This window comes from Caulobacter soli (assembly GCF_011045195.1).
Classification (GTDB): Bacteria; Pseudomonadota; Alphaproteobacteria; order Caulobacterales; family Caulobacteraceae; genus Caulobacter; species Caulobacter soli.
The window spans coordinates 4217267-4232435 of the sequence record NZ_CP049199.1; the positions used below are offsets into that span (position 1 = coordinate 4217267).

Annotated in this window: 13 protein-coding genes and 1 pseudogene; 9 read left to right on the top strand and 5 right to left on the bottom strand. The window is 69.4% G+C overall.

Features of this window, described 5'->3' with window-relative positions; all coding sequences use genetic code 11:
* Positions 1–52: 52 nt before the first annotated feature.
* Together G3M62_RS19685 and G3M62_RS19690 are read right to left on the bottom strand one after the other, a co-directional pair.
* Positions 53–1267 carry a Ca2+-dependent phosphoinositide-specific phospholipase C gene (locus G3M62_RS19685; RefSeq protein WP_165190092.1) on the bottom strand — a complete coding sequence of 405 codons (1215 nt, stop codon included), beginning with the start codon at positions 1265–1267 and terminating at the stop codon, positions 53–55.
* A 26-nt stretch (positions 1268–1293) separates the two neighbouring features.
* Complete coding sequence (locus tag G3M62_RS19690; protein ID WP_165190094.1) at positions 1294–3597, bottom strand: TonB-dependent receptor; 2304 nt, start codon at positions 3595–3597, stop codon at positions 1294–1296.
* A 75-nt stretch (positions 3598–3672) separates the two neighbouring features.
* Here G3M62_RS19690 and G3M62_RS19695 point away from each other — a divergent pair, with 75 nt between their 5' ends.
* From G3M62_RS19695 to G3M62_RS19725, 7 genes and pseudogenes are all read left to right on the top strand, one after another.
* Positions 3673–4275, top strand: a complete 603-nt coding sequence (locus G3M62_RS19695) for a TetR/AcrR family transcriptional regulator (protein WP_165190096.1) — start codon at positions 3673–3675, stop codon at positions 4273–4275.
* A gap of 107 nt (positions 4276–4382) precedes the next feature.
* The gene (locus tag G3M62_RS19700) at positions 4383–5909 is read left to right on the top strand and encodes a response regulator (RefSeq protein ID WP_165190098.1); all 1527 of its coding nucleotides are present in this window, start codon (positions 4383–4385) and stop codon (positions 5907–5909) included.
* A 245-nt stretch (positions 5910–6154) separates the two neighbouring features.
* Positions 6155–8506 (top strand): arylsulfatase, encoded by a 2352-nt coding sequence (locus G3M62_RS19705; RefSeq protein ID WP_165190100.1) that lies wholly within the window; start codon positions 6155–6157, stop codon positions 8504–8506.
* Between the two features lie 81 nt (positions 8507–8587).
* Entirely contained in the window at positions 8588–8944 is a 357-nt protein-coding gene (locus tag G3M62_RS19710) for an ArsR/SmtB family transcription factor (RefSeq protein ID WP_165190102.1), read from the top strand.
* Positions 8941–9627 (top strand): MIP/aquaporin family protein, encoded by a 687-nt coding sequence (locus tag G3M62_RS19715; protein ID WP_165190104.1) that lies wholly within the window; start codon positions 8941–8943, stop codon positions 9625–9627. The genes G3M62_RS19710 and G3M62_RS19715 overlap by 4 nt, the downstream gene beginning before the upstream one ends.
* A pseudogene (arsC, locus tag G3M62_RS19720) lies at positions 9624–10039 on the top strand (arsenate reductase (glutaredoxin)). Before G3M62_RS19715 ends, arsC begins: the two are co-directional and overlap by 4 nt.
* Positions 10040–10047: 8 nt before the next feature.
* Complete coding sequence (locus G3M62_RS19725; protein ID WP_165190106.1) at positions 10048–10536, top strand: CPBP family glutamic-type intramembrane protease; 489 nt, start codon at positions 10048–10050, stop codon at positions 10534–10536.
* 8 nt (positions 10537–10544) lie between these two features.
* Here the strand turns inward: G3M62_RS19725 and G3M62_RS19730 are convergent, their stop codons facing one another.
* The 3 genes from G3M62_RS19730 to G3M62_RS19740 form a co-directional block, all read right to left on the bottom strand.
* Entirely contained in the window at positions 10545–10892 is a 348-nt protein-coding gene (locus G3M62_RS19730) for a hypothetical protein (protein ID WP_246263334.1), read from the bottom strand.
* A 335-nt stretch (positions 10893–11227) separates the two neighbouring features.
* Positions 11228–11770: a hypothetical protein gene (locus G3M62_RS19735; RefSeq protein ID WP_165190108.1), complete on the bottom strand. Its 543-nt coding sequence runs from the start codon at positions 11768–11770 to the stop codon at positions 11228–11230.
* A 118-nt stretch (positions 11771–11888) separates the two neighbouring features.
* Positions 11889–13580 carry an acyl-CoA dehydrogenase family protein gene (locus G3M62_RS19740; RefSeq protein ID WP_165190110.1) on the bottom strand — a complete coding sequence of 564 codons (1692 nt, stop codon included), beginning with the start codon at positions 13578–13580 and terminating at the stop codon, positions 11889–11891.
* Positions 13581–13724: 144 nt separating this feature from the next.
* Between G3M62_RS19740 and G3M62_RS19745 the strand changes: the two genes are divergently transcribed.
* Together G3M62_RS19745 and G3M62_RS19750 are read left to right on the top strand one after the other, a co-directional pair.
* Complete coding sequence (locus G3M62_RS19745) at positions 13725–14351, top strand: glutathione S-transferase family protein (protein WP_165190112.1); 627 nt, start codon at positions 13725–13727, stop codon at positions 14349–14351.
* 161 nt (positions 14352–14512) lie between these two features.
* Positions 14513–15034 (top strand): hypothetical protein, encoded by a 522-nt coding sequence (locus G3M62_RS19750; RefSeq protein WP_246263335.1) that lies wholly within the window; start codon positions 14513–14515, stop codon positions 15032–15034.
* Positions 15035–15169 lie beyond the last annotated feature (135 nt).

The window sequence follows — 15169 nt, forward strand, 5'->3', positions numbered from 1 at the left end:
TCATCCTGAGCTTGTCGAAGGACGAGGGTTTCGTTTCTCGGAGCTTACCCCGTCAGCACGTGCCGCCGGTCACCGGATTGCAGCGCGCGCCGCCCGCGAAGGGGGCCACGTGGTAGTCGTTCCCGAACAGGTTCGGAGCCTGGTAGTAGTCGGTCGAGACTACCTGGGCGCCGGTGGCCAGGGTGGTGTCGCGGCGGCGCACGTCGTTGCGCCGGGCCTCCTCGGTGTCGATGTCGGATCGCGAGCGGACGATGTAGCCGCGCTTGACCAGCCCCTCGACGGCCTTGGGATCGGCCAGGGCGTTGTCCTCCTGCATGAAGGCGGCGTGGGCGTCGCCCGGCTTGGAGTCGATGAAGGCGGCGCGGCCCTTCAGGGCCGGATGGCCGTCGAGATAGGCGCCCAGCAGCTGCTGCTGGCCGGCCGGGCTGAGCACCAGGAACACGAACTTGCCGCGCGCCTTGGCCACGGTGGGCCAGCCGCCGGCCAGCACGGCCTCTTCCAGGGTCGCGTGGTCGCCGCGCACGTCGTCGGGCGTGATCAGCTTATCGCGACCGATGATCTCCAGGATCGAGCGGTCGAACTCCTCCCAGGCGGCCTTGTCGAACGGCAGCACGCTGACAGCCCCGGGCAGCGGCAGGGCGCCGGCCTTGGGCTCGATGATCATGAACACCGGGGTGTGACCCGGATTAGCGTCCGACCACTGGCGCACGTCCTTCAGGCACTGGCGGAAGGTCGGACAGTGGCTGCGCACGTCGATGTCGGACATGTGCAGGACCTTCAGGCCCGGCTTGTCCATGCCCTCGGCGAAGAACGGCGCCAGATCCGTCTCGCCCTTCTGGCGCAGCACCCGATAGGCCATCGGGTCGGCGAAGCGGCCGCCCTCCGGATCGTGGTGCAGGTCCAGCTCGACGCTGCGGATCCCGGCCGACAGCTGGGTCGACAGCGGCGGTTCGACATAGGCCAGGGTGCGGCGGATGTCGGGCGTCGAGCCATTGGTGAACTCCGACTCGTAGGCCTTGCGCTGGACCGGGGTCAGGCGGGCCAGCATGGCCTCGATGGCGGCGGTGACCTGGGCGCCGGCGAAGTCCAGCACCCGCGGATCGGCCGGCAGGTGATAGCTGTTGTGGGTGCCGATCACCTGGATCTGGTTCAGCTTGAGCGCATCGATCTTGGCCGGCGTTTGGGCCAGGACGGGGGCGGCGGGCGCGGCGAGCGCGAGCGCCGCCAGGCCGCCGAGCAGGGCGCCCAGGAGGTTGGGGGTCTTCATCGAAGGATCTCCGGTTCTGGCCAGGGTCAACGGCGGACGGTCAGGCGCACGCCCACGAAGCGCGGGTCGGCGCGGATGGCGGTGGGCACGCCGAAGCTCTTGCCGGCGTTGCCCATGTCGCGCACCCAGTCCTTGTCGAGCAGGTTCGCGCCATAGGCCTCGACCGACCAGCGCCCGCCCGGCGCGGCCAGGCCCGCCCGCAGATTCAGCAGGCCGAAGGCCTTCTGCTGTTCGCTGGGCAGGTTGTCGCTGTTGAAGAAATAGGCCGAGCGATAGGCGTAGGTCCCGCGCACATAGCCTTCCAGCGTGGCGCTGATCGGCTGGGTGTAGTCGGCGCCGACCGAGAAGGTGTTCTCCGGCGCCAGGCGGAAGCGGTTGCCCGACAGGTCGTAGACCGTGGAGCCGACCTTGTCGCGGAACTGCTCGTACTCGGTGTGCAGGAAATTGTAGCCCGCGAACAGCCGCAGGGTGTCGGTCAGGCGCTGGTCGTAGCTGGCCTCCACGCCCCAGGCCTTGGCGGAGCCGGCGTTGACCGTGCCCTGGGTGATGTCCAGGCTCAGGGTCTGGAAGTTGGTGTAGTCGTAATAGAACGCCGACACGTCGAAGCTTCCGCCCGTGATCGGCGCACGGCCCTTGGCGCCCAGCTCGTAGCTCCAGATCGTCTCGGCCTTCACCGTCGTCGGCGTGGCCAGCACGGTCGAGGGGGTGGGGTTGGTGATGTTGATCTGCGGATAGCCGCCGCGCACGCCCTTGGCGATCGAGCCGTACAGGTTGACGTCGGGCGTGGCCTTGAACACCAGGGCCAGGCGCGGCGTGAAGTAGTCGAACTGGCCCGAGGTGGTGAACACCTTGCCGCGCGAATTGCCCAGCAGGCCGTTGGGCACGGCGATCGGGGCGCGGCCGTCACGCGACTTGACCGAGGTCGAGGCCGCCAGGTCCGCGTCGTCCCAGTTCTGGCGCACGCCCAGCTCGGCGGTCAGGCGCGGCGTCAGGTCGAAGCTGACATTGCCGTACAGCGAGGCGCTGACCCGCTTGCTGTCGATGCGCTTGAGCGAGTCGATGCGCTCGGAGACCGGGATCACCACGCCGCCGCCGACCGGGATGGCCGGCACGGGGGTCAGCTTGGCCGGGAAGCCGCCCACCAGGTACTGCTCGTTGACGCCCAGGGTCAGGCCGTCGTGCACCACGTCGCGGAACCAGCTGCCGCCGAACTGGGTGCGCACGCGCCCGCCGTCGTCGAACGCGAAGCGGATCTCCTGGCTGGCGCTCTCCTCGCGCTGGTCCTCGCGGCCGTACAGGAACTTGTAGCTGGTGCCGTCCGGATCCCAGCCGTTGTCGAAGTCGATCTTGCGCCAGCCGGTGACGCTGTTGATCGTCCAGTCGCCCTTGCGCCATTCGCCCAGCAGGGTCAGCGAGCTGACCTCGCGGTCGAAGCGGTTCTCCATCGGGTTCTGGGCGGCGTCCGAGAACGCGCTGGTGTCGCCGCCCGGCGAGGGCAGCGCGATGGCCTTGGCCACGGTGTCGCCGTCCTGGTCGCGCTGGTAGGCGCCGACCAGGTCGAAGGTCAGGTCCTCGACAGGACGCCAGCGCAGCGACACGCGGCCGGCCCACAGGTCGTCGTCGTTCAGCTTGTGGCCCGGATCGGCCAGGTTCTCGGCGTAGCCCTCGCGCTCGCGGCGGCGCACGGCCACGCGGGCGGCCAGCTTGTCGTCGACCAGCGGCGCGTTGAGGATCGCCGTGGCGCTATAGGCCTTGTAGTTGCCGACCTCGCCCTCGAACTGGGCCTCGGACTGGTTCAGGTCGGCCATGCGGGTGTGGATGGCGAAGGCGCCGACGGCCGCGCCGCGCCCGAACAGGGTGCTCTGCGGGCCGCGCGCGATCTCCAGGCGATCGATGTCGAACAGCTCGGTCAGCGAGCCCTTGGTGCGGCTGGAGTCGACGCCGTTGACGAAGATCGAGATGCCCGGCTCCGACGCCGCGTCGGCGGTCGGGGCCTCGATGCCGCGCACGACATAGCTGGGCGAGGAGTCGTTCTGCTGCTGGATCAGCACGCCGGGCGTCAGGCTGGCGATGTCTTCCCACGACCGCAGGTCGAAGCGCTCCAGGGTCTGGCCCGAGAACGCCTTGATCGCCATCGGCACGTCCTTGGCGGCCTGTTCGCGGAACTGGGCGGTGACGACGATCGCCTCGACGTCGCCCGTTTGGGCGGCGGGGGCGGGTTGGGCCGTGGCTGGGGCCTGGGCGTGAGCGGCGCAGGCCAGGCCCAAGGCCGCCAGCGAGACCGAAGCCGAGAAGGCGTTGCGTCGGTAAGGCGTCTTGATGATTTTCATGGATCGTCGTCCCTGGTTCCGCTATTTACGGAACGGTGCAGTAACGAAATGATTTGGCAGATCGGTGAACCGTTGATGGAAGTTTCAAGACAGCCGGAGCCGGACGGCGCCCAGCGCGGGCGCGGGCGCCCTCGCAACCCCGAGGTCGAGCGGGCCGTGCGGCTGGCGGTCTGGGAGGCCCTGGGCTCGGTCGGCTACGATCGCCTGACCATGGACGAGGTCGCGCGCCTGGCCGGCTGCTCCAAGCCGGCGCTGTACCGGCGCTGGCCCGGCAAGCAGCCGATGGTGCTGGAGGCCCTGCAGGGCTTCATCGACGACACCATGCGCACCCGGCCGGTGCGCCACGGCGCGCCGCTGGAAAGCCTGGTCGACTGGGTGGCCGGCCTGGTGATCTTCCTGTCGGGCTCGGGCCGCGGCGCCCTGCTGGCCCTGTCCCAGGCGCGCTCGACCGAACCGGAACTGGCCGCCGCCCTGGACAAGATCGTCGACGACGACCGCCCCAAGTTCGCCCAGGCCCTGCGCGCCGCCTGGGGCCAGGACACCCCGGACGCCGCCATCGACCGCGCCATCGACGCCCTGCTGGGCGCGGTGTTCTGGCGCGTCGCCCTGCGCGGCGGGACGATGTCGGAAGCCGAAGTCCAGGCCCTGTGCGAGGACGTGCTGCGCATGGGGGCCTAGCGCCGGGCCAAAAACAAGATCCACGCCGTCATTGGTCTGGCCATTTACGACTCCGCAACGCCGACAGGCGATGGTGTGGTCCCAACGACGCCTCGCCGAACGGCTGCATGGACACGCTCGCCCGCCTTATCGACCGCCGAGCTTCAATCGACCCCGCCACCTCGTGCGCCGAGGTCGGGGCGATGTTCCACGCCCAGTCGTACGCCGCCGCCATCGCCGTGGTCGTGGACGGCAAGCCGGTCGGCCTGGTCTATCGCGACGTCTTCCTGGGCCAGATGGCCGTCGCGCCCGGCCTGGCCGAGCGCCCGATTTCCGAGATCATGGACCGCGAGCCGCGCGCGGTTCCCGCCACCCTGTCGGCCGCCGACTTCGTCGACCGCCTGGCCCAGAGCGACACCCCGATCTTCCGCAGCGCCTATGTCGCCGTCGACGCGGCGGGCGACTATGTCGGGGTCGGCGGGCTGAACTCGCTGCTCACCTCGCACCGCCGCCGCCAGCGCGAGGCCGACGACGCCATGGCGCTGGTCGAGCGCATGGCCGTCGATGTCAGCACCCATCTGGAAGGCGTCCTGGCCTTCACCGAGCGGCTGGAGCAGTCGCGCCTGACGCCCGACGCCAGCGCCTATGTCCGCGCCATCGGCGACACCAGCCGCGACATGAGCCAGGTGCTGGGCCGCGCCATGGACCTGCGCCGCGCCGCCACCGGCGGCCTGGCCCTGACCCCCGCCCCCGCCCTGCTGCGCGACCTCAGCGACGCGGTCGAGGCCCGCTGGGCGCCGCGCGCCGCCGAGGGCGGCTCGACCCTGCTGTTCTCCTATGACGGCGACCCCGAGGCCGCCGCCCTGATCGACACGCCCCGCGTGCTGCAGGTGTTCGACGCCCTGATCGAAAGCGCCCTGGCCAGCGGCCGCGGCGTGATCGAGGCCAGCCTCAAGGCCCGTCCGGTGGACGGCGGCCTGCTGCTGGAAGGCCGGGTGCGCGACAACACCGCCGGCTCGGCCGAGGCGCGTCTGGCCCGGGTGTTCGACCCGTTGAGCTCGGCCAGCACCGAGGACCGTAACGAACTGGCCCTGGGCGTGGGCATGGCCCTGGCCCACGGCCTGACCCGCGCCATGGGCGGCCCGCTGCGCGCCGAGGCCAATCTGGGCGCCGGCCTCAGCCTGCACTTCTCGCTGACCGTGCCCGAGGCGATCCTCGCGGCCGAGACCGACGACGAACCGATGCTGGACGCCCGCTCGGCCCACATCCTGATCGTCGACGACAACGCCACCAACCGCATGGTCGCCGAGGCGCTGTGCGAGATGTTCGACTGCACCTCCGAACAGGTGGTCGACGGCGTCGAGGCCGTCGAGGCCGCCAAGTCGGGTCGCTTCGACCTGATCCTGATGGACATCAAGATGCCGCGCATGGACGGTGTCACCGCCACCCGCGCCATCCGCGAACTTCCCGGCCCCGCCGGCCAGGCCCCGATCGTCGCCCTGACCGCCAACGCCGACCCCAACGACGTGGCCACCTACATCGCCGCCGGCATGCAGGACGTGGTCGAAAAGCCGATCAAGCCCGAACGCCTGGCCGTGGTCCTCTCGGCCCTGCTGGGCGGCGACGACGAAGAAGACGCCGAGGCGGCGGCCTAGGGGCTCCGCCTCCGTCATTCCCGCACAGGAGCAGGAAGTCACCCGAACCGACCATTGCCCACGGTGACGATCCGCGCGCCCATGGCAGTGTCTGCAAGGGGTGGTTTGCGGACATGGCGGAAAACCGCGTCAAGCTAGCGGAAACTAGGACATCCAATTCTTGTCCTAGAGGGTTCACCCCATGGCTCGCCGGCCGCCGCGCTGGCTAGCTCCTTGGCACATTTGTCGCGTCCGAGGAGCCTGTCATGGCCGACACCACCGACCGCTCGCGCCTTCCCCTGCCGGAACCGCCGTTCCAAGGGGTCATCGGCCAGACCTATCTGGACTCCAAAGAAGACTGGCCCGCGGTGCCCAAGCCGCCCGAGGGCGCGCCCAACGTCATCGTCATCCTGCTCGACGACGTGGGCTTCGGCCAGGTCAGCACCTTCGGCGGGCCGGTGCCGACCCCGGCCCTGGACAAGCTGGCGGCGCGGGGCCTGCGCTACAACCGCTTCCACACCACGGCGATCTGCGGCCCGTCGCGCGCCGCCCTGATCACCGGCCGCAACCACCACAACTGCGGCGTGGGCTTCCTGTCGGAGTGGGCGACGGGCTTTCCCAGCTACAACAACATGATCCCCAGGAGCACGGCGACGATCGCCTCGGTGCTGAAGGGCAACGGCTACGCCACCTCGTGGTTCGGCAAGAACCACAACACCCCCGACTGGGAGAGCAGCGTCGCCGGGCCCTTCGACCGTTGGCCCACCGGCCTGGGCTTCGACTATTTCTACGGCTTCATCGGCGGCGAGACCCACCAGTACTATCCGGTCTTGTTCGAGAACACCGTCGCGGTCGAGCCCCACAAGTCGCCCGAAGAGGGCTACCACTTCATGGAGGACATGACCGACCGGGCCATCAACTGGATGCGCTACAGCAAGGCCGTGGCCCCGCAGAAGCCGGTCTTCCTCTACTTCGCGCCCGGCGCCGCCCACGCCCCGCACCACGCCCCCAAGGCCTGGCGCGAGAAGTTCGCCGGCCAGTTCGACGCCGGCTGGGACGCGGTGCGCGAGGCGACCTATCGCCGGCAACTGGAGACGGGCGTGATCCCGCCCGACACCCAGCTGACCCCGCGCCCCGAATGGGTCAAACCGTGGGACAGCCTGCCGGCCGACGAGCGCAAGCTCTACGCCCGCTTCATGGAGAACTTCGCCGGCTATCTGGCCTATGCCGACAGCGAATGCGGCCGGCTGATCGAGGCGGTCGAGGCCCTGCCCGACGCCGACAACACCCTGATCCTCTACATCGTGGGCGACAACGGCGCGAGTTCGGAGGGCGGCTTCACCGGCACGGTCAACGAGATCATGAACCTCAACGGCGTGCCCTCGAAGCTGGAGGACAACCTGGCCAAGCTGGACGAGATCGGCGGGCCGCAGACCGAGCCGCACTATCCGTTGGGCTGGGCCTGGGCCGGCAACGCGCCGTTCCAATGGGTCAAGCAGGTGGCCTCGCACCTGGGCGGCTCGCGCAACCCGATGGTCGCCGCCTGGCCGGCCAGAATCACCGACCATGGCGGCGTGCGCGACCAGTTCACCCACCTGATCGACATCATGCCCACCATCCTGGACGTCGCCGGCATCCCCGCGCCGCAGTTCGTCGACGGCGTCGAGCAGAAGCCCCTGGACGGCGTGCCGATCACCTCGACCTTCGCCGATCCCAAGGCCAGGCCCGTGCGCGAGCGGCAGTATTTCGAGGTCTTCACCAACCGGGCGATCTACGACAAGGGCTGGATCGCCTGCGCCCAGCACACCCTGCCCTGGCGCCAGGACCTGGCCCCCGGCCACTGGGAGAACGACCGGTGGGAGCTCTACCACCTGGACGAGGACTTCTCCGAGGCCAAGGATCTGGCCGCCGTCCATCCCGACAAGCTGGCTGAATTGAAAGCGGTGTTCGACGAGGAGGCGCGCAAGAACGGCGTCTATCCCTTCGACGACCGCGGCTCGGGGCGGCTGGCCACGCCCAAGCCCTCGCCGGGCGGGGCCGATCCGAACCGCACCCACTTCACCTACTATGCCGGGGCCTCGCGCCTGGCCGAGACGGCTTCGCCCAACACCAAGAACCGCTCGCACCGGATCGTCGCGCAGATCGAGATGCCGGAGACAGGCGGCGAAGGCATGATCGTGGCGGCCGGCGGGGCCTCGGCCGGCTACGCCCTGTACGTCCAGGACGGCAAGCTGGTCTATCACTACAACTGGTTCGAGCGGGAGCGCACGACCCTGGTCTCCAGCGTCCCCGTTCCCGCCGGCCGATCCACGGTCTCGATCGAGTTCGCCTACGACGGCGGCGGGCTGGGCAAGGGCGGCGAGGCGGTGATCGGCATCGACGGCCAGGAGGTCGGCCGGACCCGGATCGAGAACACCGTCGCCGGCCGTTTCGGCATCGACACCTTCGGCGTGGGTTCCGACACCGGGTCGCCGGTCGGCAAGAGCTACAAGACCCCGTTCCGGTTCACCGGCAAGGTGCTGCGCGTCGATGTCGAACTGGGCCCGCGCGACCTGTCGCCGGAGGACGAGGTCGCGCTGCATCGCATGCACACCGCCTTCGCCGACACGCACGAGTAGCCAACGTCTGCTGAGGGTCGAAGCCGACTTCGCCAATCGGGCGGCCCTTGATCGCTCCATTATTTCTATTATCCTGGAAATATGGAATCAAAGACCGCCGTCGCCGCCCTGTCGGCCCTCGGGCATGAGGGACGTCTGGCGATCTTCCGCATGCTGGTGAAAGCCGGGCCCGAGGGCGTGGCGGCGGGCGAGATCGCGCGGCGGCTGGACAGCCTGCCCAACACCCTGTCGGCCAATCTCAACGTGCTGGCGCACGCCGGCCTGGTCGCCTCGCGCCGCGAGGGCCGGTCGATCGTCTACACCGCCGACTACGCGGCCATGAGCGGCCTGCTGGGCTTCCTGATGGAGGACTGCTGCGACGGCGCGCCCGAGATCTGCGCGCCGTTGGGCGATATCGTCGCCAAGGCCGCCGACTGCGGCGCGACCTGCCGGCCATGACCACCGTCTCCCTGCCGCGCCGCCTGGTCGCCGAGGCGCTGGGATCGGCCATGCTGCTAGCGGTGGTGGTCGGATCCGGGATCATGGGTCAGCGCCTGGCGGGCGGGAACGTCGCCATCGCCCTGCTGGGCAACACCCTGGCCACCGGCGCGGCCCTGGTCGTGCTGATCACCGTGTTCGGACCCGTGTCGGGCGCCCACTTCAACCCGGTCGTCACCCTGGCGGCGGCGATCCGGCGCGAGCTGCCCTGGCGCGCGGCCCTGGCCTATCCGCCGGCCCAGCTGGCCGGCGCCATCCTCGGCGTCTGGTGCGCCCACGCCATGTTCGGCCAGCCGATCTGGCAGGTCTCGACCCACGCGCGGACCGGACCGGCCCAGGCCTTTTCCGAGTTCGTGGCTGCGTTCGGCCTGCTGGCCACCATCCTGGGGACCGCGAAGTTCCGGCCCGACTTCACCGCCGTGGCGGTGGGGCTCTACATCACCGCCGCCTACTGGTTCACGGCCTCGACGTCCTTCGCCAACCCGGCGGTGACGATCGCCCGAAGCCTCAGCGACACCTTCGCCGGGATCGCCCCCGGCGGCGTTCCGGCCTTCATCCTGGCCCAGACCGCCGGCGCGCTGGTCGCGACGGCGGTGCTCGGCTGGCTCCTGAAAGACGAGTTGAAAGACGAGCAGACCCCATGACCGCCCCCGACTTTCCCGTGACCATCTTCCACAATCCCGCCTGCGGGACCTCGCGCAACGTGGTGGCCATGGTCGAGGCCGCCGGCTACGCGCCGACCGTCGTGGACTATCTGCAAGCCGGCTGGACCGTCGAACAGCTGCGCGACCTGGCCGCCCGGGCCGGCCTGACCCCGCGCGACCTGCTGCGCGAAAAGGGCACGCCCGCCGCCGCGCTGGGCCTGCTGGACGACGGCGTCGGCGAGGACCGCCTGCTGGAGGCCATGGTCGCCCACCGATCCTGGTCAACCGTCCGCTGGTCGTCACGCCCAAGGGCGTCGGGCTGTGCCGCCCCTCCGAAACCGTCCTCGACCTCCTGGACCGCAAGCCCGACCGCTTCACCAAGGAAGACGGCGAGGTCGTGATCCTGGGCTAGGGTGCGGGATGCTCCAGCGCCTGCGCCGATCCTTGACCACCCTGCCCGACGCGCGCGGCTGGGCGCTGTGCGGCCTGGTCGCGGCGATCACGGGCGGCCTGATGGCGGCCATTGGCTTTTCGACCGGGCTCTACGCCCTCACCCCCGCCGTCCCCGGCCTGCCGCTGCGGCTGCTGACGGTGCTGTTCGTACCGGCCCTGGGCGAGGAGATCCCCTTTCGTGGCCTGCTGGTTCCCGGGCGCGACGAGACGTCAAACCCCTGGCCGGCCATCGCGCTCTCGACCGCGCTCTATGTCGCCTGGCACCCGCTGGAGGCCCTGACCTTCCTGCCCCAGGCGGCGATGTTCCTGCACCCGGACTTCCTGGCCTGCACCGCGATCCTGGGCCTGGCCTGCGCCCTGATGCGCTGGCGGACGGGTTCGCTGTGGCCGGCGGTGATCCTGCACGGCGGTTTCGTCGCGGTCTGGCAGACCTGGCTGGGCGGGGTGCGGCTGTAGGGCGGAGCCTAGAACCTGAACCCCAGCTTGGCGCCCACGAACTTGCCGTCGGGGTCGTAGCCGCGGGCCCGGCCGGCCCCGCTGTCGTCGGCGTTGGGCTGGAGGCCGCACAGCAGGCCCGCGCCCAGTTGGGCGTCGCCGGTCTTGCCTTCAACCGAGGTCCGCGCCACGCCGGGCGGCAGCGGCGTCGGCGCGCGCGAATACAGCACCGGCAGGCCAGGCGCGGTCAGGTCCAGCAGCTTGGCCGACGGGGCCAGCGACAGCCTGGGGGCGGACGGCGCCTCGGCGCGGGCTGCGCCGCTCAAGGCGGCGCAGGCGATCAGGGCCAGAGCGGTGCGGCGAACGGCGAACATCATGCCTCCAAGATGGGACGCCAGCGGCGAGCGCCAAGAGTGCGCCGAACCCGTCGCGCGGTAAAGCGCGCGCCTGCGACGCTGCACCGCAGCAAAACCCCTTGCAAATGACAACGTTGTCATTTATATTGGACGTATTGGAGGCGCTCGCGCCTTCGCGTTCGAACCGGAAGAAATCCATGCTTAGCCTGATCGTTCTGACCCTCTCGGCCATCAAGGCGCAACGCGCCGCCGCCTGAGACGCCAAAACAGCCCGCCTCTAGCGGCTGTATCGAAAAGGCCCGCGAACCCCGTTCGCGGGCCTTTTCGTTGTGCGCCGCAACATCGAAGGCGCACAATTAGCGCCGCAACAGACTCTTGAGCCGGAATTCGATACGCGCCACCAGCAAGCACAATGTGGCCCAGGATGTCCTGGGGCTTTCTTCTTCGCCTTCCACGTCCAGAGCGAAGTACTGGCGGATGAGGAACAGCAAGCCGATCACCAGACTCAGGACCGCCACCGTCGCCGCGCCCCGGATATCGACCGTCTCTTGAGAAGCCGCGATAAGCGCCGCGGCGGCCACGCCCAGGATGAGCGGCTGAACCGCCTCGTCCGGCTTGGGCGTAAACAACATATAGGCCAGCTCGATCGCCGCCGAGAACGCTAGCGCCTCGCCGACGATCTTCAGCGGCGAAGTCTCCACTAGCCAGCCCGCCAACCAGCCAATCCGTGGCCACGCCGCCGCGGTGCAAGCTTCGCCTTCCACGACGAAGGCGAATCCGACCTTCGCCAACAGCAGAACGACGATGGCGACGCCGATCCCCGCCTGCACGAGATCCTTGGCCAGCTCGACTGTCGGCTTGTCCTCGAGGCGCTTGGGTTTGTTCACGCCGACAACCATGGCCGTTCTCCCCGAACCCGATCAGGCTGGGACGCAGCTCAACGGCGGCGCCTCCAGCAAGGCCGGACGTTGCGACGATAACATGGGTTGGCCAGAGAAGGAGGGCTCGTAGGCGCCGCTAGTTCCCCTCCTCCAGCAGCCGCCGGGCGATGACCTGGGCCTGGATCTCGCCGGCGCCCTCGAAGATGTTGAGGATGCGGGCGTCGGCCAGCAGGCGGCTGGCGACGTATTCCATGGCGAAGCCGTTGCCGCCGTGGATCTGCAGGGCGTTGTCGGCGGCGGCCCAGGCGACGCGGGCGGCGATCAGCTTGGCCATGCCGGCTTCCAGGTCGCAGCGCTTGCCCTCGTCCTTCTGGCGGGCGGCGAAATAGGTCAGCTGGCGCACGCCCATGATCTCGGCCGCCATCATGGCCAGCTTGTTGTGGACGCGGGGGAACTCGAAGATCGCCTGGCCGAACTGCTGACGGTCCAGGGCGTAGCCGAGGCCGGTCTCCAGCGCGGCCTGGGCCACGCCCACGGCGCGGGCGGCGGTCTGGATGCGGGCGCTCTCGAAGGTGGCCATTAGCTGCTTGAAGCCCTGGCCTGGCACGCCGCCCAGCAGGTTCTCGGCGGGCACGGCGAAGCCGTCGAAGGCGAGCTCGAACTCCTTCATGCCGCGATAGCCGATCACCCCGATCTCGCCGCCGCTCATGCCTTGCGCCGGGAAGTCGTCGCCCTCGACACCGCGCGGCTTGGGGGCCAGCAGCATGGACAGGCCGCGATAGTCGGTGGTGGCCGGGTCGGTGCGGACCAGCAGGGTCATGACGTCGGCGCGGGCGGCGTGGGTGATCCAGGTCTTGTTCCCGGTCACCACATACTGCTCGCCCGACAGCTCGGCGCGGGTGCGCAAGCTGCCCAGGTCCGAACCGGTGTTGGGCTCGGTGAAGACGGCGGTCGGCAGGATCGAGGCTTCGGCGATCTTCGGCAGCCAGGACTGCTTCTGGTCTTCGGTGCCGCCGGTCAGGATCAGCTCGCCGGCGATCTCCGAGCGCGTGGCCAGCGAGCCGACGCCGATCCAGGCCCGCGACAGCTCCTCGGAGACCACGCACATGGCGGTCTTGCCCATGCCGCTGCCGCCGTAGTCCTCGGGAATGGTCAGGCCGAACACGCCCAGGGCGCCCAGCTCCTCGACCAGCTCGATCGGGATCAGCTGGTCCTTCAGGTGCCACTCGTGGGCGAAGGGGGTGACCTTTTCCTCGGCGAAGGCGTGGAACTGGTCGCGGATCATCTCGAAGGTTTCGTCCAGCCCGGTGTGCTCGAGCGTGGGGCGGCCGCGCGCCTGCGCCAGGCGCTCGGCGACGCGGGTCTTCACCGCTTGCGTGCCGCCCTCGACCATCAGCTTCATCAGGCCGTTGGAATAGAGCCGGTTCAGCACCGCGCGGTCGGTGACCAGGTGGGCGGGCCGGACGATCTCGCCCTGGTTCATCGCCACGCCGCCGACCAGCTGGGCGCAGTATTCGCTGAACAGCAGCTGGGCCAGCAGGGCCTCGATCTCGCCGAACCGGCCCTCGGCCTCCAGCCGCTCGGCCCAGCCGGCGACCTGGTTCATCAGCTCGGCATAGGCGGCGTACCAACCATAGCCGTGCACCTGGTGCTGGTGCTCGTCGGCCAGCTTGCGGTCGATCTTGCCGTTGTCGCCGACGATGGCGGCCTTCACGGCGGGCCTGGCCTCGGCCACGAACAGCTGGGCCGCGCCGGCGGCCTCGCGCAGCAGCATGGTCAGGCCTGGCAGGATGAGGGTCTGGTTTTCCTGAACCACCGTCGCGGTCATGGCTTGCTCCCGTGCGCCAAACAGTTGTTTTCTTTCACTGTGGAGCCTTTCGCACCTGCGAGCAATGCCGCAGCGCAGCATAAATCGGCCTGACGGGATCAAAAGTTCCCGAAAGCGTTGAAGAAGGCCGCAGGGAGAAAACAGATGCTGGTCGTCCACCACCTCAATGAATCGCGCTCGCAGCGCATCCTCTGGCTGCTGGAGGAGCTGGGCCTGCCCTACGAGATCCGCTTCTACGAGCGCGACGCCCAGACCCGCCTGGCGCCGCCCGCCCTGCTGCACGTGCATCCGTTGGGCAAGTCGCCGGTGCTGACCGACGGGACCGCGACGCTGATCGAGAGCGGGGCGATCACCGACCACGTCATCCGCCGCCACGGCGGCGGCCGGCTGGCGCCCGATCCGGCCAGCGCCGACTACGACGCCTATCAGCAATGGCTGCACTATGCCGAGGGCTCGGCCATGCTGCCCCTGATGCTGCGGCTCTATGTCGGCCGGCTGGGCGCGGCCGGCGCGCCGCTGCACCCGCGCATCGAGAGCGAGATCGCCAATCACCTGGCCTATGTGAACAACGCGCTGGCCGGCCGCGACTTCTTCGTCGGCGACGGGCTGACCGGCGCCGACATCCAGATGAGCTTCGTGGCCGAGGTCGCCAAGGCCCACGGCAAGCTGGCCGACTATCCCGACCTGGAAGCCTGGATCGGCCGCATGCACGCGCGGCCGGCGTGGAAGGCGGCGCTGGAGAAGGGCGGGCCTTACGGGCTGGGGAAATAGCGGCCGGGGACACTCTCGCCCGCCGGTTTACTCACAGGCGCGTGCTCGCGCACGCTTCACAAGCTTGACGATATCGGCTTAGGTGACCGCGCGGGCTGGGGGCTCGCGGGGGAAATGCCTTGAGAAACCTATATAAAGCCGCTGCGGCGGCGCTATTCGTCATGGCCGGCACGGCCGCGCACGCCCAGACCGTCAAGGTGCCCGAGGGCACCGAGGTGGTGATCAGCGTCGAGGACAAGCTGTCGTCGGAGACGAGCCACGAGGGCGACCGCTTCTCGATCAGCCTGGTCGACGACGTCGTCCTGCCCGACGGCGGCAAGCTGCCGGCCGGCCTGAAGGGCGCGGGGGAAGTCACCCACGCCAAGAAGAAGGGCATGATGGGCAAGCCGGGCGAACTGAACGTCCGGTTTGACTATCTCAAGGCCGGCGACGCCAAGATCAAGCTGCGCGGCCAGAAGGGCGCCGAGGGCGACGCCCGTTACGGCACCACGATCACCCTGACCGTACTGTTCGGCCCGCTGGGCCTGATCAAGCACGGCAAGGACGTCGAGATCAAACCGGGTCAGCGCATGACCATCTTCACCGACGCCGACGCCACGGTCGCCCTGGCCAGCAGCCCGGTGACCCCGGCCTCCGCACCGGCGCCGGTCGCGGCGACCGCGCCGGTCGGAACCGCCAACTAGGCTTTCGACGATCGAAAGCCAGCAGCGCCCCCTCCCCGCGGAGGGGGCGTTTTGCGTTTGACGCGCGGCGCCCTGCGACGGCAACCTGACACTGCAAGTAATCTCTAGTTTAGTTTCTCTGGCTAGCGTGGCCGC